This is a genomic window from Psychrobacter sp. 219-2-C (assembly GCF_049560815.1).
Taxonomy (GTDB): Bacteria; Pseudomonadota; Gammaproteobacteria; order Pseudomonadales; family Moraxellaceae; genus Psychrobacter; species Psychrobacter faecalis.
In genome coordinates this window covers 1525488-1548115 of sequence record NZ_CP186933.1, presented here as the reverse complement: position 1 = coordinate 1548115, position 22628 = coordinate 1525488, and the positions used below count along the sequence as shown (strand labels likewise).

At 43.9% G+C, this 22628-nt stretch carries 22 protein-coding genes; 9 read left to right on the top strand and 13 right to left on the bottom strand.

Features of this window, described 5'->3' with window-relative positions; translation table 11 throughout:
• The 4 genes from ACPEGP_RS06220 (at position 1) to ACPEGP_RS06205 (ending at position 5304) form a co-directional block, all read left to right on the top strand.
• Positions 1–2421, top strand: coding sequence for a molybdopterin cofactor-binding domain-containing protein (locus ACPEGP_RS06220; RefSeq protein WP_423812918.1), 2421 nt, complete (start codon positions 1–3; stop codon positions 2419–2421).
• A 153-nt stretch (positions 2422–2574) separates the two neighbouring features.
• On the top strand, positions 2575–3825 hold the full coding sequence (locus ACPEGP_RS06215) for an XdhC family protein (RefSeq protein ID WP_423812917.1): 1251 nt from the start codon (positions 2575–2577) through the stop codon (positions 3823–3825).
• Positions 3822–4595 (top strand): nucleotidyltransferase family protein, encoded by a 774-nt coding sequence (locus ACPEGP_RS06210; RefSeq protein ID WP_423812916.1) that lies wholly within the window; start codon positions 3822–3824, stop codon positions 4593–4595. The genes ACPEGP_RS06215 and ACPEGP_RS06210 overlap by 4 nt, the downstream gene beginning before the upstream one ends.
• Before the next feature lie 187 nt (positions 4596–4782).
• Positions 4783–5304, top strand: coding sequence for an HdeD family acid-resistance protein (locus ACPEGP_RS06205; RefSeq protein ID WP_423812915.1), 522 nt, complete (start codon positions 4783–4785; stop codon positions 5302–5304).
• A 111-nt stretch (positions 5305–5415) separates the two neighbouring features.
• Here ACPEGP_RS06205 and ACPEGP_RS06200 read toward each other — a convergent pair whose 3' ends face one another.
• The 6 genes from ACPEGP_RS06200 to ACPEGP_RS06175 all read right to left on the bottom strand — a co-directional run bounded on the left by ACPEGP_RS06200 (position 5416) and on the right by ACPEGP_RS06175 (position 9823).
• Positions 5416–6075 carry a class I SAM-dependent methyltransferase gene (locus tag ACPEGP_RS06200; protein WP_423812914.1) on the bottom strand — a complete coding sequence of 220 codons (660 nt, stop codon included), beginning with the start codon at positions 6073–6075 and terminating at the stop codon, positions 5416–5418.
• Between the two features lie 375 nt (positions 6076–6450).
• Entirely contained in the window at positions 6451–7065 is a 615-nt protein-coding gene (locus ACPEGP_RS06195; protein WP_068407263.1) for a hypothetical protein, read from the bottom strand.
• A 50-nt stretch (positions 7066–7115) separates the two neighbouring features.
• The gene (locus ACPEGP_RS06190; protein WP_296192668.1) at positions 7116–7742 is read right to left on the bottom strand and encodes a hypothetical protein; all 627 of its coding nucleotides are present in this window, start codon (positions 7740–7742) and stop codon (positions 7116–7118) included.
• A gap of 186 nt (positions 7743–7928) precedes the next feature.
• A complete protein-coding gene (locus ACPEGP_RS06185) occupies positions 7929–8678 on the bottom strand; it encodes a PhnD/SsuA/transferrin family substrate-binding protein (protein ID WP_423812913.1) in 750 nt (249 codons plus the stop codon).
• 3 nt (positions 8679–8681) lie between these two features.
• Entirely contained in the window at positions 8682–9176 is a 495-nt protein-coding gene (locus ACPEGP_RS06180) for a PAS domain-containing protein (protein WP_423812912.1), read from the bottom strand.
• Positions 9177–9460: 284 nt separating this feature from the next.
• On the bottom strand, positions 9461–9823 hold the full coding sequence (locus ACPEGP_RS06175) for a roadblock/LC7 domain-containing protein (protein WP_010201036.1): 363 nt from the start codon (positions 9821–9823) through the stop codon (positions 9461–9463).
• Positions 9824–10510: 687 nt separating this feature from the next.
• On the opposite strand from ACPEGP_RS06175, the gene gdhA reads away from it, so the two are divergent.
• The 5 genes from gdhA (at position 10511) to ACPEGP_RS06150 (ending at position 15714) form a co-directional block, all read left to right on the top strand.
• Positions 10511–11857, top strand: a complete 1347-nt coding sequence (gdhA, locus tag ACPEGP_RS06170) for an NADP-specific glutamate dehydrogenase (protein ID WP_068407251.1) — start codon at positions 10511–10513, stop codon at positions 11855–11857.
• 217 nt (positions 11858–12074) lie between these two features.
• Complete coding sequence (locus tag ACPEGP_RS06165; protein WP_423812911.1) at positions 12075–12659, top strand: PepSY domain-containing protein; 585 nt, start codon at positions 12075–12077, stop codon at positions 12657–12659.
• A 664-nt stretch (positions 12660–13323) separates the two neighbouring features.
• Positions 13324–14160 carry an amino acid ABC transporter substrate-binding protein gene (locus tag ACPEGP_RS06160; RefSeq protein ID WP_068407244.1) on the top strand — a complete coding sequence of 279 codons (837 nt, stop codon included), beginning with the start codon at positions 13324–13326 and terminating at the stop codon, positions 14158–14160.
• A 53-nt stretch (positions 14161–14213) separates the two neighbouring features.
• Positions 14214–14897, top strand: a complete 684-nt coding sequence (locus tag ACPEGP_RS06155; protein ID WP_180952590.1) for an amino acid ABC transporter permease — start codon at positions 14214–14216, stop codon at positions 14895–14897.
• Positions 14898–14970: 73 nt separating this feature from the next.
• Positions 14971–15714 carry an amino acid ABC transporter ATP-binding protein gene (locus ACPEGP_RS06150; RefSeq protein WP_102077631.1) on the top strand — a complete coding sequence of 248 codons (744 nt, stop codon included), beginning with the start codon at positions 14971–14973 and terminating at the stop codon, positions 15712–15714.
• Between the two features lie 138 nt (positions 15715–15852).
• Here the strand turns inward: ACPEGP_RS06150 and ACPEGP_RS06145 are convergent, their stop codons facing one another.
• From ACPEGP_RS06145 to ACPEGP_RS06115, 7 genes are all read right to left on the bottom strand, one after another.
• Positions 15853–16515, bottom strand: a complete 663-nt coding sequence (locus ACPEGP_RS06145) for an anthranilate synthase component II (protein ID WP_144296992.1) — start codon at positions 16513–16515, stop codon at positions 15853–15855.
• Between the two features lie 34 nt (positions 16516–16549).
• The gene (locus ACPEGP_RS06140) at positions 16550–17968 is read right to left on the bottom strand and encodes an anthranilate synthase component I family protein (RefSeq protein ID WP_289047489.1); all 1419 of its coding nucleotides are present in this window, start codon (positions 17966–17968) and stop codon (positions 16550–16552) included.
• A gap of 69 nt (positions 17969–18037) precedes the next feature.
• Positions 18038–18328, bottom strand: coding sequence for a Trp family transcriptional regulator (locus ACPEGP_RS06135; protein WP_423812910.1), 291 nt, complete (start codon positions 18326–18328; stop codon positions 18038–18040).
• Positions 18329–18539: 211 nt separating this feature from the next.
• Complete coding sequence (locus ACPEGP_RS06130) at positions 18540–19376, bottom strand: bifunctional allantoicase/(S)-ureidoglycine aminohydrolase (protein WP_068407228.1); 837 nt, start codon at positions 19374–19376, stop codon at positions 18540–18542.
• A 130-nt stretch (positions 19377–19506) separates the two neighbouring features.
• The gene (locus tag ACPEGP_RS06125) at positions 19507–20061 is read right to left on the bottom strand and encodes an ureidoglycolate lyase (RefSeq protein WP_423812909.1); all 555 of its coding nucleotides are present in this window, start codon (positions 20059–20061) and stop codon (positions 19507–19509) included.
• 59 nt (positions 20062–20120) lie between these two features.
• The gene (puuE, locus tag ACPEGP_RS06120) at positions 20121–21113 is read right to left on the bottom strand and encodes an allantoinase PuuE (protein ID WP_423812908.1); all 993 of its coding nucleotides are present in this window, start codon (positions 21111–21113) and stop codon (positions 20121–20123) included.
• A gap of 101 nt (positions 21114–21214) precedes the next feature.
• On the bottom strand, positions 21215–22555 hold the full coding sequence (locus ACPEGP_RS06115; RefSeq protein WP_423812907.1) for a urate hydroxylase PuuD: 1341 nt from the start codon (positions 22553–22555) through the stop codon (positions 21215–21217).
• Positions 22556–22628 lie beyond the last annotated feature (73 nt).

The window sequence follows — 22628 nt, the reverse complement described above, 5'->3', positions numbered from 1 at the left end:
ATGTCATTATTGGACTCAGTATTGCCATCAGAACCTACCAAAAAAATGATGATGAATGAGCCTGTCGATTCGCTTTTTGACAAAACGGCAAGCAAGTTGGTCGGCAAACCGATTAACCGTGTTGATGGCTCGTTAAAGGTCAGCGGAAAAGCGCCTTATTCAGCAGAGTTTTATCGAGAAAATCAAGTTTACGGCGTTTTAGTTGGCGCGAAAATAGCCAAAGGACAAGTGGAAAATATCGATAGCAGTGCTTTAGAGGATATTCCTGGCATCATCAAAGTCGTAACCGATCCTAAGCATTTTTTGCGAAACTCACAGCAGGGCGGTGAGACCGAAGCACCAACCCAAGGTGCCAGTGAGATTTATTATCACGGGCAGCCGATAGCGGTAGTGGTTGCTGAGACTTTTGAAGCGGCGACCGAAGGCGCTAATGCCCTTAAAGTCACTTATAAAGATGAGACCGAACAAGCGGCATTAAACTTTACCCAAGAGCTGCCAAGTGCTCATGACGTCAATGAGCAAAAGGGCTCAGATAAAAATTCTGTTACAGGCGACCCTGATAAAGGCTTAGCGGATGCAGAGGTGACTCTCGATCGCTTTTACCATACGCCAAGTCAAAGCAACTCGCCGATGGAGCCTCATGCGACGCTGGCTTATTGGGAAGACGATAAGCTCATCATGTATACCTCAAACCAAATGATTGCCTCTTGCAAGCAGCAAGTGATGGATGCTTTAGATCTAAAAAAGGATCAGGTGCAACTAATTTCTTATTTTGTTGGTGGTGGTTTCGGTAGTAAATTGGGTATCGCGCCTGAGTCGATTGCAGCAGCGATTGCGGCAAAAGAGCTTGGTCGTCCTGTGCTGATCAGTATGACGCGTCCGCAAGTGATGGAAGCAACCGTTAGACGCTCAAACACTCGCCAACGTATCGCCATTGGCTGCGATAAAGACGGCATTATCAACACCTTTATTCACGATACCGTTGGCAGTAATTTACCGGGTGAGGCATTTTTTGAGCCGACGGCGCTGTCGACCAAATATTTATACCGCGGTGAAAATCGCCGCGTGAATTATAAGCAAGTAGATATGAATTACGTGCTGTCGGGCTCCATGCGCGCGCCCGGTGAAGCGGTCGGTATGATTGCGGTTGAATGTGCGATGGATGAATTGGCCACGCAGTTAAATATTGATCCGCTTGAGCTGCGCCGCCGTAACGAGCCTGAGCAAGACCCAAGCCAAGACATTCCGTTTTCGACGCGGCAGCTACTTGCTTGTATGGAGCAAGGGGCGGCGCAGTTCGGTTGGGAGCAGCGCAATCCCAAGCCTGCCAGTCAGTTAGAGGGTGATTGGTGGATTGGTACGGGAATGGCGGCCTCCGCTCGTGGTAATCAGTTAAAACTGTCAGAGGCGCGGGCGACACTGCAAGTTGACGATTCAAAAGCCCTTGGCGTTAAAGCCATTATCGAAACCGATATGACCGATATCGGCACAGGCTCTTATACGGTGTTTTCCCAGGTTGCCGCTGATTTACTAGGCTTGCCGATAGACCATATCGAGATGAAGCTCGGTGATAGTGAGCTGCCATCAGCCTCAGGCTCGGGTGGTAGTTGGGGTGCGGCAAGTGCAGGTAGTGGTATCTATCTTGCCTGTGAGCAGCTGCGCGATATGTTGGCAGAAAAAGTAGGGCTTTATCCAGATACCATTCAGCTTGATAAAGGTCAGATTAAACGAGCAGGTGAACATGACCCTAGCGTAACAGAAGCAGCGGTTGAAACGCTTAAAGACAAAGCGCTAGATTTAAAAGATACAGTCACTGAAAAAACGGGTTTAGCATTACCCGAGTCGGCTACAGAAAAGTACGATTTTAGCAATTTTCAGTCTTATGCACTGGCAGATATTATCGCTGCATGCGATGAGCAAAAAATGAGCGCTAAAGGCCAAATTAAACCGGGAAAAAATGCCAAAAGCCATCGCCAAGCGTCGTTTGGTGTCAATTTCGCAGAAGTCGCCGTCCATAGAGTGACTGGCGAGATTCGTCTTAAACGCATGACGGGTGCCTTTGCCGCTGGACGTATTCTTAACCATAAAACTGCTACTTCACAATGCTACGGTGGTATGGTTTTCGGTATTGGTTCGGCGCTTATGGAGGAAATCATCCATGATAAGCGCGATGGTCGCCTATGCAATCATGATCTTGCTGAATACCATGTGCCGGTCAATGCCGATGTGCCGCAACTGGAGGTAATATTGGTCGAAGAAGATGACCCTTATACCAATCCCATGCATATCAAAGGGATTGGCGAAACCGCGATTTCTGGCGCAGCAGCGGCTATTGCTAATGCTATTTATAATGCGGTCGGTGTGCGCGTTTATGATTTCCCAATCACCCTTGATAAGCTGCTTTATGAGTTGCCAGAATAGCTATTGTTAAGAATCGATATTAAAGAATGGCTAACTGATGCTTGATATAAAAACCCGCTAGCGGCTATCACTAGCGGGTTTTTATAAGGCAAAATGCAATTTTAAGCATTAAAACTGAAACTAAAATAAAAATAAATAGAGATAAGAGGCACTATGAATCAGGTCGCTGATATTCTAAAGCTCGCAGGCGAGGCGCAGCAGCAAAACATCGATGCAGTGTTAGCAACGGTAGTACATACCGAAGGCTCGGCATATCGGCGTGCTGGGGCGATGATGCTTATCTGCGCTGATGGACGCTCGGTTGGGATGATTAGCGGTGGTTGCCTAGAACCACATATCATCAAACGTGCCTTTTGGTTGACGCGTCATGGCGCAAATGTACAGGTTTATCAAACGGGTAGTGATGAGGGTGACGAGGCAGATGATGATAGTGAAAGTAATGGCAATGGAAATGGCGATTTAGAAAATGAGCTAAATTTCGGTTTGGGCTGTAATGGCAAGGTTCATGTGCTGTTTGAGCGTTTGACAGCCGCAAGGCCGTTTTTAGAAGTTATTAATCATGTTCGCCGTAGCCAAAATCCTACAACGATAGCGACGTTAATTCGCGCAAATGACCAATACCATTTACCCATTGGGCTTCGGCTAGATTTGAAAGACTATATTGCTAACGAAAAAATAACTTTTGTCAGCGGCGCTCGTATGGGTAATCAAGCATTCATTGAACAATCGAATATTTTTACTCATGAGATTAGAGATACCATTAAAAAACTGTCAACGCATGAAGTTTCTAACAAAAGTACCGAATACGTTGTCTTAAAAAACGGTGATATCACCACAGAATGGCTTATTCAGCGTTTACAACCACAACACCGTTTGCTTGTTTGCGGGGCAGGGAATGATGTGATGCCGCTTGTGACCATGGCAAAATTACAAGATTGGCATGTCAGCGTTATCGATAGCCGCGCTCACTATGCCACGCGGCTGCGTTTTCCCGAAGCGGATATCGTGATGCCAGTCGCATTGGACGATAATGAGAAACTGCTGAAGCTCAGTGGTCATGCGGCGGTCGCGTTGATGTCGCACAGTTTGACCCAAGACCGTGCCCGTCTTTCGTTATTGCTTGCGCATTCGACTCATTATAAGTATCTTGGACAATTAGGCCCAAGTTATCGAACCGAGCGCTTAGTAAATGAGATTCGTGCTGCCAAAGACAATCCGGCAAGTTTAAGTGAGGGCGTAAAAAAACTCCATTATCCGATTGGTTATAAACTAGGCGGTGATGGCCCTGAAGCTTTAGCACTTGGCATCATGGCACAAATAAGCGCTGTCATGCACGAGCAAAATCCTGCTAATGATTTTTTAGATAATAATAGAACCATATCTGAAATATTGAGCGGTGTATGAAGAAAAGTGACTCAACGTCAAATAGCGCGGCATTACCAAATCAAAATTCTAGCCAGCAATCAAGCCATACCATTATTCTTCTAGCCAGCGGCCTCAGTCGTCGTCTTGGAGAGGCTAAACAGCTGCTTTATAAAAATGGTGTTCCGTTAATTAGCCATATGATAAGACTGGCAGCAAGCACAAATCCGCAAGTTATTATCGTCGTTATTCCTAAAAATGAGGCATCGATAGCTAGTGAGGTAGCAAAACTAAGCGACACCCATTTACATATCAAGACTGTCATTAACCAAACGCCCGAAACTGGTATGGGACATAGTCTTTATACTGCTATTGAAGCCTTAACTCAGTTTGTTAATGATAAAGCTTTTAATCATGAAGTGGTTGAGCGAGTGTTAATTATGGGGGTTGACCAAGTTTTATTGGACATTGAACATGTTAATGAATTGCTAGCCGGTAAGCATTTAGTGGTTGCCAGTGGTTATGAGCATTGGCAGATTTTCGATATGTTATCAAAAGATGACCATATTGAGCGTAGAGCAGATGCTAAGAATGAAACGAAAAATCCCATCGTTGGTCTACCGTTAGTTATCGATTATCAGCTACTTAAACAGTGGCAGCTTCATATAAGTGGAGACAAAGGCCTACGTCATTTAATCAGAGCGCTCTCGCCCAGTGAAATCAGGACAGTCTTCAATAAACAGCTGAGCTATGATATCGATACGCCCGAGCAACTTGCCTATGCCCGACAGCAGGGCTGGGTTGATAAATAATTTGATGCCAAGAATCGTTTGGATGATAGGCATATTACGCCTAAACCGTTAGTAGGGTTATAAGCATGATACAACGCCTGGGCACTGATGGTAACAGGATTACCTGAATACATTACTACCGTCATACAAGCCTGCCAATAATCTGCGATATCATTTGCGCATTATAAATATAAAGTAAGGGTATCTTATGAGTCGTATATTGTGGCTAGTCGTTGGTATCATCAGTATTCTTGGCGGTATCTTTGCTTTTTTCAATCCTCTTAGCGCCAGTTTCGCTGCTGAACAACTGGCTGGGTTTGTATTTCTTCTTGTCGGTATCTTACAGTTTATTGCCCTGTTCCGTGCTTATACCACGACGGGTAAAGTGCTAGCGGCCATTGGCGGTGTGCTTGGCATATTTATCGGTATTGAGCTGCTACAAAACCCGCTACAAGGTATTTTAACCTTGACCATGGTAATTGCTATTTTATTTATGGCAACGGGTATCGTCAGAGTGATAGTGGCTTTTGGTTTACGTAGAACCGTTGCTTTTGTGCCGATATTAATCTCAGGGCTTATCTCGATTGCGTTGGCTATCATGATATTTACCAGCTATCCGCAGTCAGCGACCTATATTCTTGGCGTCCTATTAGCCGTTGAGCTGATATCTAATGGCATCTCATTAATTATGTATTCACGTGTGCAACCGCCTTTGGTTAGACGCTTATAAACTTGTGAACATATAAATGACACTAGCAATAAATCACGCTATAAAATGTATAAAAAAGACGCCGTGAAATGGCGTCTTTTTTTATTATATAAGTTATTGGTTTTTCAGATTTTAACGCGAAAAGGTCAAAATATGCCCTTTGAATGGTAGTTCAAGATAAGTGGTGTCCTCAGGTTTAACGTGCTTACTGCTAAAGCCAAATTCAACCATCTTATTGGTCAACTTGTTTTTGCGCCCGCGCCCAGGGTCAACGACAATAACTTCACAAGTTGGCAGTGCATGGCGCTCAATAAACTCCGCCAAGATATCAATATGCTGGTCTTCATACAGCAAATCGCTACCGATAATGATATCGAACTTGCCAAGATGGCTATTGTCTTCGGCCCAGTCTAAACGCTCAAAGTTAATTTCTTTATTATTATTTAGCGTGGTGTTTCTATCCAAAAAGTACTCAACCGTCGGATGATAATCAGTCGCTGTAATATCGGCATGGCGATGGTTAAGCAATAAGCTTGATAATGCCATACCGCAGCCAACTTCTAAGATACGCTTGCCCGCAATATCATAATCAAGCATATGATTGGCGAGCACCAAGCTTGACGGCCAAATCACGCCAAACATCGGCCACGACGCCGAGCAAATACCGAGGTCCAGCGCCTCATTGTCAGGGTCACTAAATTGTTGATTATCGCGTAGGGTGCAGATATGAATGTCAGTATTGCCAATTTCAATCGTTTGATAACGTAAGCGCACAGTGGTTAGCGAAGCCATAAACTGTCCTAAAAATAAGCAAGAATGCAAGGTTTGGCAAAAGTTGCCACGTTCGGGGAATGTAGTTATTAATAAAGATGATTTAAAACATTGGAAATGTGAAGATGAGGAAAATCTAGCAATGGAGGTTTTTATTAAAACTATAAATTTAACGGAGAAGTAAACAGTTGCTTATAATAAGTATAATCTAACGTTTAAACCTTTATTGTTAATTCTAAGGGTATTGTTCTTACGCGATAAAATTATAAATGGTAATTTTTATTAGTATATTCAGTAGTTTAAGTTATAGACATAAAAAATGCACCGTTTATGGTTAAAGGGTGCATTTATACTAAGCAGTTAGTTTGATTAAGGGTAGTTTGCTAAATATTCGGTCTAATTAGTAAATCTAAGCCCAGACGTTTTAAGCGCCCATACCAACTCAACAAAGGCACGGTTGTTGGTTAAAGGTTCGCCATCGATGATAAGTACGTAGCCTGAGCCATCAATCCATAAAAATACAAAACTGGTTTCAGGAATCAGCAAATCAACTTGCTGAAAGAAAGAAATCGCTTGGCTCTCTACTGCCCAGCCGCGTTGTTTTTGGCGTAGCATAAAGCCTGAGAAGTCTGCCGCCGCCACACTGAGCATGTCCGCTTCTTCTTGGCTATAGCCAATCCGTGCCAGACAAAATCCTTCATCAGAACCAATCGCCGCGCGGCGTTTACCCGATAAGCTTGAAACGACATACGGTAAAAATTGATCAAGCGGCAAATTTGGCGCGGGCAAAAATAACGACAGCTTCTCAATCCAGCCATGTTCTAAAAAGCTGTCTAACCATTCATCAGAATAGCGCTCGAGCCAGTCAGCGGCCAGCAGCGTCTCGTTATGCGACAATAAATCCTGTAAGGATAGCTGCTCAGGCGTTGGTTCACTTTGCGAAAATGCCTCAAAAATGCCAGCTGGAGTCAAGGTCAGATAGGTTTTATCAGCGTTTAAATAAGAAGACATAGCGGCTACTCGTTAGATGAATGTTGATGATGCTATGAAAAATAAGCACGTTAAGCGTCTTGTGTGTCTTTGGTTTGATCAAGTTTTTGCTGACAGTCATTCCAGCGCGCATCGAATTGCCAATCGCTTTTACCCAAGCGAAACCACACCAAGGAAAACGCCAGACGGTCGTGACGCGCGATACAATGGGCAAAAAACTCGTTTTCGATTTGCTCTATGGTATCCCAGTCTTGATTGTCACGCGCGAGCATCAAATCGTTGGTGATGTCTTTAGCGATTTCTTTGGCGTCATCGCTACTGATACGCAGGCGCTGCGTCTGTTCATTTAAAGATGGTGAGACCAGTACGCTCCAGCGCGTTGCCAGCATACTGTTTTTTTGGATATAGCTTTTTTTATCGATACAATCTCGAAAGCCTTGCTCGATATGCGGTAGCATGCGCCCTTGCAAGCGGGTAAACATATTGGTGACATCATAGGGAATGTCATACCAGCAGCCATAAAAAAAATCGGCTACCGCACCTTGTAGTGGTTCTTTTTCGTTTAACAGTAGGGCAGCATTGATACGTTGTTCGTGAAAATGGCGGTTGTTGGGTGCGATAAATATCTTACGTGAGTAAAGACGATAGACGCGCCGTGCTGCCATTTCACTTTCTTTGATGAGATCTAAATCAGACATAAGCGTGTCCTGTTAGTCATAGCACTATGCAAAAAGCGGTTAAAAAGTTATTCAAAAAGTATTAATAAAAATGCTATTAGGGCACCACTTTGCTCAATCGCTATGACGTGATAGACCATAGCGATTGTTGCTTAGCATTATTGTAGCCTAATAGGCTATGACGTCAGTAAGATGCCAATGAACCTGCTAGTCAAGTAACGTTTGCATCAAATCAATCATAAATTCTGCGTCTTCTTCGTTCATGGCTTCAAAACCTTGCGGCATGCCAAGTTCAGTCAACGCTTCTTTACCATCGTTATCGTTATACAGATTCAAAATGGCATCCATCAAAATGTCAGTATCCGGAAAGCCGTCTTTAATCAGCAAGACGTGGCTGATATCGGCCAAATCGCTTTCGATTAATACTGATAGCTGCGCTTTGGTTAGGCGTGAAAAGCTATGGAAAATCTCCGCCAAAAAGAACGCCGCTTGCGCCTCACCCTTAATCACTTGGCGCGCCGCTGCCTGATAGGTTTCAGTCACTGACCAGTTAAGGTCGGCTTCTTCGATATCGACCGCTTCAAGCAGGCGTAAACCAATCAATTTTACATCGCGGTTATCAGCCATGGCGATAGTAGCGCCAGCTTTGATGTCGTCTAAGCTATTGATATCGCTATTTGCCGCCGCGGCGATGACCATCTCATCAGATTTACCGATAGGGCGCGCAACCGCATGGTAACCGTGCTCACGAATAAGGGTAGCCGCATCAAAAGGGTTGGCATAAATGACTTGAATATCGCCTTCACTGATAACGGTTTCTTGCTCAGCATGCGAGGTAGGGATATTTAGGTGCATGTTGAGATTGGCACGTTTTTGAATCAAAGTATTAAACATGTGCCAGCCTGCAAAACGCTCCGGCGAAAAATCAGGCGCGATTAACATATTATGTGTCGTCATGATTTAGCCTTCCTCATTTTGTTTCATTTCGGCATATTGGGCGATTGCCGCCTCAATTTTGCTGCGCGATGGTTTACGGCGCACCGAAGTATAGCCAACCGTTTCGCCGCGACGGACGTTTGGTACGACAGTCGCGTAAACCCAATAGTGACTGCCATCTTTGCATAAGTTTTTCACATAACCATGCCATTTTTGCCCAGCGTCGGCGGTCGACCATAGGTCTTTATAAGCCGCTTTTGGCATATCAGGATGGCGTAAAATATAATGCTGCTTACCGATTAATTCATCGACATCATAGCCGCTAATCTCGACAAAAGCATCATTCACGTGTGTCAACACACCGTCTAAGTCGGTACGTGAGACGATTAATTTACCGTCAGGATAAGGGCGTTCGATACCGGTATCATAAACAGTGCGCGAAGTGCCGTCGTGGTAAGTCAGGGTGACTTCTTCGGCTGGCATGTCAGGCTTCATGGCGTCGGGGAGTGGAGAACCCATTGTAATCTCCTTCATTTATCATGGTTGTGATAATTATTAAAAAGCGTAAACCTTATTGAAAAAATGTTTGGTTTAAGCGTATGACTTAAATTTATATGGCAAACTGACAATTAAACTTAAGTTTTAAACCGCACTGTTAGATTTATTCAATATAAACGGTATGCAATACCTTAAATAATTTTTATAAGACAAGACATAATTTTTCATTTAAAGTGTTGTTTATCAAGTAGTTTATAGCGCTGATAGCCCATAAAATCTTAATGACAGAGCTTTAAAAATAAATATTAGATAAGTTTTGCCAAAGCTTCTGAGGCGCGCTTAATGTCTAAGAATATCAAGCCAAGTTTGGCGTTTGGTTTTGCCATAATGGTCAGCACTGCTTCATCGCCTGATGAGGTCATAATCACATAGCCTTTTTCGCCTTGGATCATAATACGGTCGATGCTACCACGAGCCAATTCACGACCTGCGCGGTCACCTAGTGATAATAAAGCAGCAGACATCGCGCCAACACGGTCTTCATCAACGCCTGTAGGCAGCGCCGATGCAATCATAAGACCATCGTTCGAGATAAGGGCAGATGCTTCAACATCGGCAGATGAGCTGTTTAGGTCTTCCAAGATTTGCTGGAATGAGTCTGTACGCATAACGATTTCTCTGTGACGAATAAATAAGGGGATAATAGGGATTGAGGATTTTCTGATTTTAGTCTTCGACTAGTGAACAATATTATAAACCCTTACTGTTACTATTGATATGGCAGAGCGCTATTTAACGCCTTAATATCGCGCATTTTTTACTACTTAATCTTATTTCACCACCGTTTATCGCAATTTTATTGTAATTAATAAATAAAAGTTGGCATATTTTAAGTTGTTTAGTATTTTTATTTTCCATTAATGTGTTTTTTTCCTATAGTCTAAGTAGCAAGTAAAGCAATCAAAGGGTTATTTAAGACGACAATGTTGCACAAAATCACCGTAAATCACTCAAATAACAGTGGTCGTTTTTTTGACTAACGAGTTTTCACGGCAGGTTTATTGATAGATTATAATGAAATAAATATCCTTTATAAATTTTGATGATGGTGATATTTACTAGACTTATACGGCAAAAAAATGCTATATAGTTATGAGATAAAAATTGTTTGTGCTTCTGGGTTTACGATTTAGAGACACATTCAGTTGGCTTCTAATCTCCCAGTTTCTATATTTATTCGCGTATAGAAACGATTTCAATCTCACATTGGTGTTTTAAATCCCATCGTTTGTATTTAAGCGATAAAGCACCCGCGTGAATCAGCACGATGACCATTTTTACCCTAAGGAACCTATATGAGTATCAGTCAGGCAATCGAAAAAGTCGAAGCACGTTACGCCCATCAACCTGAATTTATTCAGGCGGTAAAAGAAGTTGCAATCACCATTGCTCCGCTATACGACGCCCATCCGGAATATGATACGTTCAAAATATTTGAGCGTCTTGTCGAGCCTGACCGTGTTATCGCTTTTCGTATTAACTGGGAAAACGATAAGGGTGAAGTGCAGGTCAACCGCGGCTGGCGTGTACAGTTCAGCAATGCCTTAGGCCCTTATAAAGGCGGTATCCGCTTTCATCCTACCGTCAACCAATCGGTCCTTAAGTTCTTAGGTTTTGAGCAAATTTTCAAAAACGCCTTAACTGGCTTGCCGATGGGCGGCGGTAAAGGTGGCGCTGATTTTGATCCTAAAGGTAAGTCTGACAGTGAAATCCGCCGTTTTTGCTATGCCTTTATGCGTGAGCTGCATCCATATGTCAGTAAAGACATCGATGTACCGGCAGGCGATATCGGCGTCGGTGGACGTGAAGTCAGCTATATGTTTGCGATGTATAAGAATCTAACCCGTGAGCACGGCGGCGTCTTGACTGGTAAGGGCGTGGGTTTTGGTGGTAGCTTGATGCGTACTGAAGCGACGGGCTATGGCGCAGTTTACTTCTTAGAAAACATGCTTGCCGCTCAAAACGATAACATCAAAGGCAAAAAAGTGTTGGTATCAGGTGCCGGTAACGTCTCACTCCACGCCGCTGAAAAAGCCCACATGCTGGGTGCAACAGTACTAACGGTATCTGATTCACAAGGTACGCTGCACGATGCAAACGGTATGGACCAAGAAAAAATCAACTGGCTAAAAGAGCAAAAAGCCCAAAGTAAGCCGTTGTGTGATTATGTCGATGTATTCGGCGGTGAATGGTTGGCTAAGCAAAAACCTTGGCATATCAAAGGTGATATTGCCATTCCATCAGCGACCCAAAACGAAGTTGATGAAGAAGATGCCAAATTAATGGTTGAAAACGGCATTAAATATATTGCCGAAGGCGCTAACATGCCACTGACCGCTGATGCGATTGACTATGTGCGTTTGCACCGCGTCCACTATGCACCAGGTAAAGCGGCCAACGCAGGCGGGGTCGCGGTATCGGGTCTTGAGATGTCACAAAACTCTGTACGTCAATATAAAACCTTCGAAGAAGTCGATGAGCGCTTAAAGTGCATTATGAAAAATATCCACGACTGCGCCGCTGACGCTTCAGAAAAATATAACCAGACCGATAACGGTTATATCGACTATATGGCAGGGGCAAATATCGTTGGTTTTAAACGCGTTGCTGATGCCTTATGTGCTTATGGTATCTTGAACTAAACTTGTCTTAATACGAAAGCAGTTTTTCATAAACCGCGCTTATCTAAGAGGATAGGCGCGGTTTTTTTGACTGCAAACAATGATGATACATTAGGATACTTTTTTGCTGCACAGGTCTATCTCATCAGCGTTATGATAAGAAAAGCGGTAGAGTTGAATAAAAAATACGGTAAACAAAATCGATAGTAATAAATAAAAATATGAATCAGGAGACGATATGATGAATAAAATTCTCAAAGGTTTTAAGCTAACAACATTGGGTGCTTGTCTGACATTAGCCTTGACGACGGGCGTCATAACTACAGCCGCCAGTGCCGCTACTAATGTAGACGAAGTACGCGCCGCGCAAGCCGCGAAAATTAGCTTAAAGCAAGCCATTACTATCGCCAGTAAATCAGCTTCTGGTATTTTAATCAGTGCCGATTTTGATGAGGATGATAGCGATGCCATTGGCAAAGGTGGCGTCTATGAATTAGAATTCAGTACCGATAGCGTCAATTATGAAATCAAAGTAGATGCCAATACAGGTAAAATTGTAAAAAAGGAAACGGATCGTCTTGATGGCGATGATATCAACACTTACCAAGTTCAGAAAAAAGCGAAAACCGATATTATGAAGGCCATCAATATCGCTGAAAAACAAACGGGTGGTAAGATATTAGAGATTGAATTTGAGAATGATCGTGATTATGCCAATCATACGGCGTATTATAAAGCTGACCTATTAAAAGGTAACAAGATTGTTAGTATTAATGTCGACGCTAACAGCGGTAAAACATTTGCCAATAAGTTCAAAAAGTAGCAGTTATATTGATAAAAATAGTATAAAAGACATCAGTCATAAGGTTGATGTCTTTTTTATTGAAAACGGCTTATTTACTATGCGAGCACTCAATATAATAGACGCTTAATATAAGTATAACCAAAGTAAACGCCAATCTCAACTTATCGTAGGCTTTTGATTTTTATAGAATTTAAAATTCTAATTGTTTTAACTGAAATTTTAAAAACTAAGTAAACCAATACCTTAGAAAAATAAGTTGAGAGTGGGGTAAAGTAAGCTCGTCTTACCCTTATTATGAATAAGTAGCTTCATCAAGGAGTTTCATCTAAAAAGCCGCTATATAAAGCCTTATAAATGAGTAAAGCTTAACAATCTTACGCATACTCACTGTTTTTGTACGTTTATTCTTACCCAACTGCGCTAGTATATGAGCAAGTCATGGTTGCATAAGTAGGATTGCCGTCAAAAATATTATGAATATTAACCGTCACTTAGCCTATTTAATGCAACATAATAGAAAAATAGTATTGAAAAATAGCCACAGTATCCTCAAATCGGGAAGCCAAAGCCAAGCATGATAGTTAATAGGCACAATTTTTCGTCAAGACTGCTTGTAATGCTTTCACCCTATTTATTGGTTTGCTACTTTTTGCCTTATTCACCTACTTTATAAGGACGTCTTATGAAACGTCGTACGCTTTTAGCCTTTGTCGCCAGTACGGTATTACTTGCCGCTTGTAATCAGTCACCTACTACTGATGCTGATACCAATGCAGCCGATAGTGCGGCGACTGGTGGTTCTGATTTGCTCCAACGTATCAATAATGGCGGCACTATTAATGTCGGTACTGAAGGTACGTATCCGCCGTTCACCTATCATGATGAGAGCGGTAAGCTGACCGGTTATGATGTCGAAGTAACGCGGGCAGTTGCTGATAAACTAGGGGTGGATGTTGAATTTAAAGAAACCCAGTGGGATGCCATGCTAGCAGGTTTGGATTCAAAACGTTTTGACATGGTTGCCAATCAGGTAGGTTTGACCACGCCTGAGCGCTTAGCAAAGTACGATAAAGCGACTGAATATAGCTGGTCAGGCGCTGTGGTATTGGCACCGACTGATGACAATCGTTATAGCTCGTGGGAAGCGCTAAAAGGACTGCGTTCTGCACAGTCGCTTAGCAGTAATTATGGTGAGCTGGCAGAGCGTTATGAAGCTGAAATCGTTCCCGTCGATGGTATGGCGCAAGCGATTCAGTTGGTCAAACAAGGCCGCGCTGACTTTACGATGAATGACAACCTTGCCGTATTGGACTATCTAAAAAAATTCCCAGACGCCAATCTTGAGATTAAATTGGTTGCACCTGCCAGTGAGCAGACGGGTTCGGGCTTGGTGCTGCTGAAAGGTGATGACGCAGTTGTCGAAAAACTCAATGGCGCCATGGCTGAGCTAAAAGCTGACGGCACGCTAACCAAACTTAGCGAAGAATTCTTCGGTGCTGATATAAGTCAACAAAAATAATGCTAGCGTCTATAACCTCAGTATTAAGCGATTTATTGGCACTATTGCCCTTTATGGATGCTGCACGCGCCCAAATCGTTATCAACTCATTTTGGCCAATGCTCAAAGGCGGTATTTATTATTCGATACCGCTGGCATTGATATCATTTGCGATTGGAATGGTGATTGCGCTGACGGTAGCTTTAATTCGCATCGTGCCGCGTGCAGGATGGTTCCATGAGATACTTTATCGGCTTGCTCGTATCTATGTGTCTGCCATTCGCGGTACGCCGATGTTGGTGCAGCTATTTATTATCTTTTATGGCTTGCCAAGTGTTGGCGTGAAGCTCGACCCGTTTCCGTCAGCGATTATCGCCTTTTCGTTGAACATTGGCGCTTATGCGTCGGAAACGGTGCGTGCGTCGATTCTGTCTATTCCAAAAGGTCAATGGGAAGCGGGCTCCACAGTTGGTTTAACCTATCTACAAACCTTTCGCCATGTGATTTTGCCGCAAGCGCTGCGGGTGTCGGTACCGCCATTGTCCAATACCTTTATCAGTTTGGTAAAAGACACGTCTTTGGCGTCATTGGTGCTGGTCACGGAGCTGTTTAAACAGGCGCAAATCATTACCGCCCGTAATTATGAGTTTATGCTGGTTTATACTGAAGCGGCGTTTATTTATTGGGCAATTTGTCTGTTTTTAACCTTTATTCAGGGCAAACTTGAAACCAGGCTTGATCGTTATGTGGCGAAATAATTTTTGCTAAAAAATATAGCCATCTTGTCGTTTTTTACCATCAGCGTTTTTTCATTTGTAAGCGGAAACCTCTATGATTCAAGTCACTAATATCCACAAAGCCTTTGGTAGCAATCAAGTGCTCAAAGGCATCGACTTGTCCATTGAAAAAGGCAAGGTAGTGGTCATCTTGGGTCCATCAGGGTCGGGCAAAACCACGTTTTTGCGCTGTCTGAATGCGTTAGAGATTCCTGATCAAGGGGTAATTGCATTTGATGATGGCAGCTTGACCGTTGACTTTGCCACCAAGCCAAAAAAGAAAACCTTACTCGCTTTGCAACGCAAGTCAGGCATGGTATTTCAGTCTTATAATTTATTTCCGCATAAGTCAGCCATTGAGAATTTGATGCTTGGGCCGACGGTGGTACAAGGACAAAGTAAAGCGCAAGCGCGCGAGCAAGCGTTGGCGTTACTTGATAAAGTCGGCTTATCGGATAAAGCAGATTTGTATCCGTTTCAGTTGTCTGGTGGTCAGCAGCAGCGTATTGGTATTGCTCGTGCGCTGGCGATTGAGCCGTCATTGTTGCTATTTGATGAGCCAACTTCGGCGCTTGACCCAGAGTTGGTACAAGATGTGCTTGGAACGATGAAGCAGTTGGCTTCTGAAGGCTGGACGATGGTGGTGGTGACCCATGAGATTAACTTTGCGCGTGATGTTGCTGACCATGTGGTCTTGATTGAAGACGGTCACATAGTCGAAGAGGGCAGCGCCAAGCAGCTATTTGAGGATTCAACGCATCCACGCACGCAAGCGTTTTTACAGCGTATCGAGCAGTAGTTCATTTTAAAAAAAGACTGGCTTCTAAATAGCCAGTCTTTTTTATTGTATAGTAAGTGAAAAGCAATACCGTAGCGTTTTTAGGACATTTTGACTATACCTTTATGCTTTTTAACATTAGCCTTTTAAAACCCTGCATTACACCTGCAATAAAAAATTCGTTAATAAACGCTTCGCCCCCTCAGTCGCAAACGACTCTGGGTGAAATTGCACACCTTGTATCGGGTAGTCAGTGTGCGCAAGTCCCATAATCTCATCACCTGCGACCGCTGCATCTGTCAGTCTTAAGTCATGATGGGCGTCATTACTCACGACGGCGGTAACAGTTAAGCAGTCTGGTAGCGTATCTGCCTTTACCATCAAGGAATGATAGCGCATGATTTCTATCTCTTGTGGCAAGCCTTGATAGACACCTGCATTATCATGGCGAATGGCTGAGACTTTGCCATGCATTGGTACGCTGGCTCGTACCACTTCGCCGCCAAAGACATGCGCAATGCCCTGCATGCCCAAGCAAACGCCCAATAGCGGCGTCGTCTTGCCCATAACCTCAATCACTTCGGCGCAAATACCAAAATAGGCCGAGTCGTCAGGCGCGCCAGGGCCGGGTGAGATGATAATGCGGTCAAGATTCATCGCCTGTACGTCAGCCAAGGTAATTTCGTTATTACGTTTGACGATGACATTTGCCGCTTGTTTAGCGCCGTCTTTATCACCATCCATGGTCTGTAAAATCTCGCCAATATATTGATAAAGGTTAAAGGTAAAAGAGTCGTAGTTGTCGATAATTAAAACATTCATAAGGCATAAGCTCTTTAGCAAAAGTACAATGGATTCACGCTGTCATAAAGCTGTCTAACACCACTTTCATCGCTGACAGCTTACGCTGGATTTCTAAGTATTCATCAGCAGGATTGGAGTCGTAAACATTGCCGCCGCAAGTTTGCGCATAAGCCGACTCACCATTGATAAATAGACTGCGAATAGGAATGGCAAAAATACAATCACCATTAAAATTAAATGAGCCAAGTGCGCCGCCATAAGCACCGCGACCATCAGGCTCAAGCTCATTAATCACTTTAATGGCTTCCACTTTTGGCGCCCCTGATAAAGTACCGGCGGGGAAGTTGCTGGCAAGGGCGCTAAACATATCTTCATCGGGGTGCAAAATTCCGACGATTTCAGAAGAAATGTGCTGCACGTGTGAGAAGCGTTTGATATCCATGAGGCTACGCACCTTTACCGTACCAAATTGTGCCACACGGCCGATATCGTTACGATGCAAGTCAACGAGCATATTGTGCTCGGCAATCTCTTTGGCATCATTCAGTAGCGCGCGGGCAAGCTTACGGTCTTCTGCGATATCGACGCCGCGCTTGGCAGTGCCCGCTAATGGGTAGGTTTCCATCTCACCTTGACGCAGGCGAAACAGCAACTCAGGCGAGGCGCCAATGATGCATTGCTGAGAAAATTTCATAAAATACATATGCGGTGACGGATTAACCGCGCGTAGCTTTTCGTAAATTGGCATCTTGTCGCCGAAAATGCGATATTTGGATTTAAAGCCAACTTCGCACTGAAAGATGCGCCCAGAGATGATGTCTTCTTTGACTTGCAGCACCGCTTTGGCATGCTCCTCTTGACTCATGCCATCCCCCAAAAACTCTACTGAGGGTGGTTCATAATTGGGGATGGGGGCTTCAAGTAAGGCTTTGATTTGCTCGATGCGATTTTCTTGCTGCGCGGTTGGATAGTAAAAATAGAATATTTCGCCGGTCATCTTATCAAGCGTTAAGCCATCTAAATACACGCCAAATTTAAAGGGTTCAAAATCATCACTGGCTTTGGCGTTGAGACTTGGCTCAAAGAAATTAACACTGTCATAACCCAAGTAGCCAACCAGTCCGCCGCTTTGGTCGCGCGCAATAACGTGCTGCGGGGTGATGCTGCGTAATAGCTGATAAGGATTGTCAGTTTGATAATGTGTGGTTTCGGCGGTTTTATTATCAGTAATTGCTAAGGTGGTACGGTCGATAGCGGCAATAGTCATCACTGGGTCAAAACCAATGGCATGGTGGCGCGCCATATGTCCATCCTCGCCCAATGATTCAAGCAAATAACAAGTTTCAAAAGCGTGCTCAATACGCTTAAATAACGCAAAAAAATCTATATCCTGCGTGAGTTTGATACGCTGTGGTTTGCTAGGAATTTCGATAGCAGCAGGTTGGTCAGGCTTGGAAGTAGAAGCGGTCATAACGATGTCCAAAATAGTTCAATGATTTATCAAAAAAATAAGGCAGAATGAAATTATGTTTTTGCCCAATTAAGCGTCTTTTTTATGCGAATTTTCTCTATGAGTTTTAAGTAGGGCGCTCACATCGTGACTTTGCATGGCTTTCGCACCGCGCGAGACAGTGGCGATACCGACGCCGAGCTGCTCAGATATCTCACGCTGGGTGATACCGCGCTCTAACAAATCAAAAATACGGATGCGATTGGCGATTTCTTGTTGTTCTTTATCGGTCAATAGCGCAGTAAATAGCTCGTCGATAGCGCTACTATCGTGACAGCTGGCTAAATGAGTTAATAGACTGTGATAAGGATTGGCGCTCATAATATATAATCTTAGTAAGAGAAAGGATAATAAGCAAAATATTGTTTCGTTTCAGTATTCTAGTACAGTAGTACAAGAAAAACAAGTAACGTGTTTGGACGTTTAGCGTTATTTGTTTAACGCTTGATGTTGAAGGTTAAATTGAAAATAAAAATAAAAGCCAGCGCATGGTGATATGCTGGCTTTTAGGTCATTTATAATTTTAGATAAATTAACGCTGTGGACGTATAAACGGCATGTGTCTATTTACGTCTTTATAGAGTAAATACCTAAATGGACCAGGGCCCCCGGCGTAACAAGATTGCGGGCAAAATGCGCGTAGCCACATAAAATCACCTGCTTCAACTTCGACCCATTCACCGTTTAAGTGATAGACGGCTTTACCTTCTAGCACATATAAACCATGTTCCATGACATGGGTTTCATCAAACGGAATCACGCCGCCTGGTTGAAAAGTAACGATATTGACGTGCATATCGTGACGCATATCAGACTGTTCGGTAAATCTCGTGGTTTTCCAAACACCATTGGTTTCTGGCATCTCAATTGCTTCAACATCATGATCGCTGGTGACAAAGGCTTCTGGCGCATCAAGTCCTTCTACAAACTGATAGGCTTTGCGAATCCAGTGAAATTTAACAGGCTCATTACTATTATTTTTTAGCGTCCATTGACAGGCAGGTGGTAAGAAAGCATAACCACCGGCTTCAAGATGATGGGCTACGCCTTCGATAGTAATATCCATCTCACCTTCAACGACAAACAGCACGGCTTCGGCATTAGTGTCGAGCTCAGGCTTGTCGGAGCCGCCGTTTGGGGCGACTTCAACGATGTACTGTGAAAAAGTTTCTGCAAAACCGCTTAAAGGACGCGCAATCACCCACATGCGCATACCTTCCCAAAACGGCAGGTAGCTAATCACAATATCGGTGAGCACCCGTTTGGGGATAATCGCATACGCTTCGGTAAAAATAGCGCGGTCAGATAACAGTTGCGTTTGCGGCGGTAAGCCGCCAGTTGGGGCGTAATAGGTACTTTTAATTGGCATTATTAATAATCCTTAGGGGGTTTTGCTGTGTTAAATTAGTGTCTATCTTCAAGAGATAAAGGGTGAGTACGGCTGTTTAAGTCTTATTTTCATTTAAGCAAGGCATTAAAAATAGCTTAAATAGTTCAGCTTAGTCTGCGATTTGTGTATTTGGATCGACTTGCCCATTTTCTACTTCAATATTCACTTGCCAATCATCAATCGCCAGTTCGTAGCAGTTATTACCCTCACCATTGATACGGTCAATGACCAAAAAATCAGAATCTTGACCAAGTGCCAACAGTGGATGGTGCCAGACATTGGCATCGTATTGTACGCCTTGATGCGATTTGGCATAAAACACTGATAAATCAGCGGCCGAACGTGGTGGTTCACCAGCTGGTGCGACGACGACAATATAATCTTGACCATTCATCGAAAAGAACGCTTGCGACCCAAAGGGATGATACTCCATCACCGATAAGGCGATAGGCAGTTCGCGCTTTTTGGCACGAAAGATACTGAAGCCAACATCGCCGCCATCAAGCGTAGCCTGAGTAATCGCATGATGTCGACACGCATAGCCTTTATTAATAAAGAAGCAGTTTTCAGAGGTCTGCTCTTCTTTGTCATAGGGTTCAATCACCGTACCATAAGGTGCAAATTCGGCCTTGGTTAAAGGCCTCGCGATAATTGTGGTAGTCATGATGTCACCTTTTATTTAATGAGCAGTTTTATGTATTTAGTTTAGCTAGCGCCAGATGATTACATCCAGTTGGCGATGTTATCGGCAGTAGCTGGATGGTTTTCATACCAGTGTTTGGCAATGTCATCGCGGCGGCATATCCAGACATCGGGTTTGCTAGTAATGTATTGCAAGAATTTTTTGAGAGCAGTGATACGGCCCGCACGGCCAATGATGCGGCAGTGCAAACCGATGGTCAGCATTTTGGGTTCGTTTTTACCATTTTTATCCCCTTCTTCATACAAGGTATCAAAGCTGTCCTTTAAGTATTGATAAAAAGGCTCAGCATTGGTAAAACCAGGGCTTGAAGCAAAGCGCATATCATTGGTCTCTAAACTATAAGGAATGACCAAATGCGGCTTGCGGGCGATTGTTTGCCCATCTTCTACTTTGACATTGAGCCAGTAGGGCAGCTCGTCAGCATAAGAGTCTGAATCATAGATATAACCGCCTTGTTCAGCGACCAGCTCACGCGTGTTGGGACTATCGCGGCCGGTATACCAACCAAGCGGCTGACGACCAAGCATACGCTCGAAGATTTCGGTGGCGCGGCGCACGTGTTCGCGTTCCGTTTCGCGGTACATGTATTGATAAGTAATCCAGCGTAGCCCGTGACTGGCGATTTCGTGACCATCTTCTAGCACGCGCTCGATAATATGCGGCGTTTTTTCAGCAGCGGCGGCGCAGGTAAAGGTAGTGATGGGCAGGCCATACTCTTTAAAGGTATCTAACACGCGCCAAACGCCCACGCGGCTACCATACTCAAAGGCGGATTCGATAGATTGGTGGCGGTTGTTAAATTCTGGCGTACCTAGTACATCCGATAAAAAGCGCTCTGATTGGCCATCGCCATGAATGACGCTATTTTCCGCGCCTTCTTCAATGTTTAATACAAACTGCACGGCAATTTTCGCGCCGCCCGGCCAGTTGGCCTTTGGCGGATTGCCTGCATAGCCTTTTAAATCACGCGGGTAGGTGCCGTGATTAAAATCACTGGTTATTTTTTGACTCATTTTTAAACTATCCTAAATACAATAAAGCAAATTAAAGGTGAGTATTTCTACTGTCGGCTCATTAACTAATTATCTGACTAAATAACTGTCTCATTAAATAACTATAGCCCTGAAGCGTAAGCGACGAGTTGTTGGCGTTCTGCATCGGTCAATTGAGTGAGATTGCCCAGTGGCATATAGCCAGTTTGTACCGCTGTGACAATTTTGTCTTGATGGATTTTCATGTCTGCTGGCGTCTGCAAAATGATGCCCGATGGCGGTGCGGCAAATCCTTGCTGGGTTGGCTGCGCCGCGTGGCAAGTGGTACAACGGGTGTGGACGATATCCATAATGGCATCATCTGCTGAGGCAGTCACAGGTACGACTTCGGTAGCCGCTTCATTGGCAGCGCCAGTTTCGGTAGCAGCACTCATTTCCGAGTTATCGGCTGAACCAGCAGTAACTGGTGGCGTAGTGTCTGATGTAGTGTCTGGTGTAGCGTTTGCTGTAGAAACAGAGGCACTAGCAGCGGGTAATGGCTCAACAGGGGCAGGACGCATCCAAATAATCAATAATACTATTGCTAATGCCGGAATCCAGAGGAATTTTGGCTTGTGATGCCCCAAGTGTTTTTGATTAAAATAATGACGTACCGTTGCTGTGATGATACCGACAAATACCAACACCAACCAACCGTGCGCATGTGAATACATCATCGGATAGTGGTTGCTAATCATGGTAAAGATAAGCGGCAGGGTAAAGTAGTTATTCATCAGCGAGCGGTTTTTTGCTTGTAGCGCCAAATCCGCCACTTCTTTGCCGGGCTTCACACCGCGGCGCACACAATCTACCAACGCGCGCTGAGCAGGCATAATACCAAAGAAGACGTTCCCCGCCATTACCGTCCCTAAAATGGCACCAATATGAATAAATGAAGCGCGATCACTAAATAGCTGATAAGAGCCCCAGCAAGCGATCACTAGTAATATAAAGATAATACTGCTAAAAATCAGCGAGTTTTTACCAAGACGACTACGAACAATCACTTCATACAGAAAGTAGCTACCAAATAAAAACAATAAGCTGGTCGAAATCGCGCCGATACTGCTGCCAAAAGCGACTTTACTGGGATCAATCAGATAGGCAGTCGCATTGAAATAATAAACGATAGCCAGCATCGCCATGCCAGTAAGCCAAGTGGTATAAGCTTCCCATTTAAACCAATGCAGGGTTTTTGGCATCTCTTCTGGTTCAAGCTTATATTTGGCAATTTCATAAAAACCGCCGCCGTGTACCGCCCATAAGTCGCCGGATATACCCTTGTCCGCCTTCCACTGTGGCGGCTTACGCAAACTCATGTCTAGCCAAACAAAGTAAAAGGAGGCGCCAATCCAAGCCACGCCAGCGATGACGTGAAACCAGCGGAAAAATAAAGCGACCCAGTCGAGAAGATATGCACCCATGCGCGAATTGTCCTTTTCTTTGCAATACTTTTTTATTCAATGTTTGGTTCAGCGTTCTGTCGTTAATTGAAAA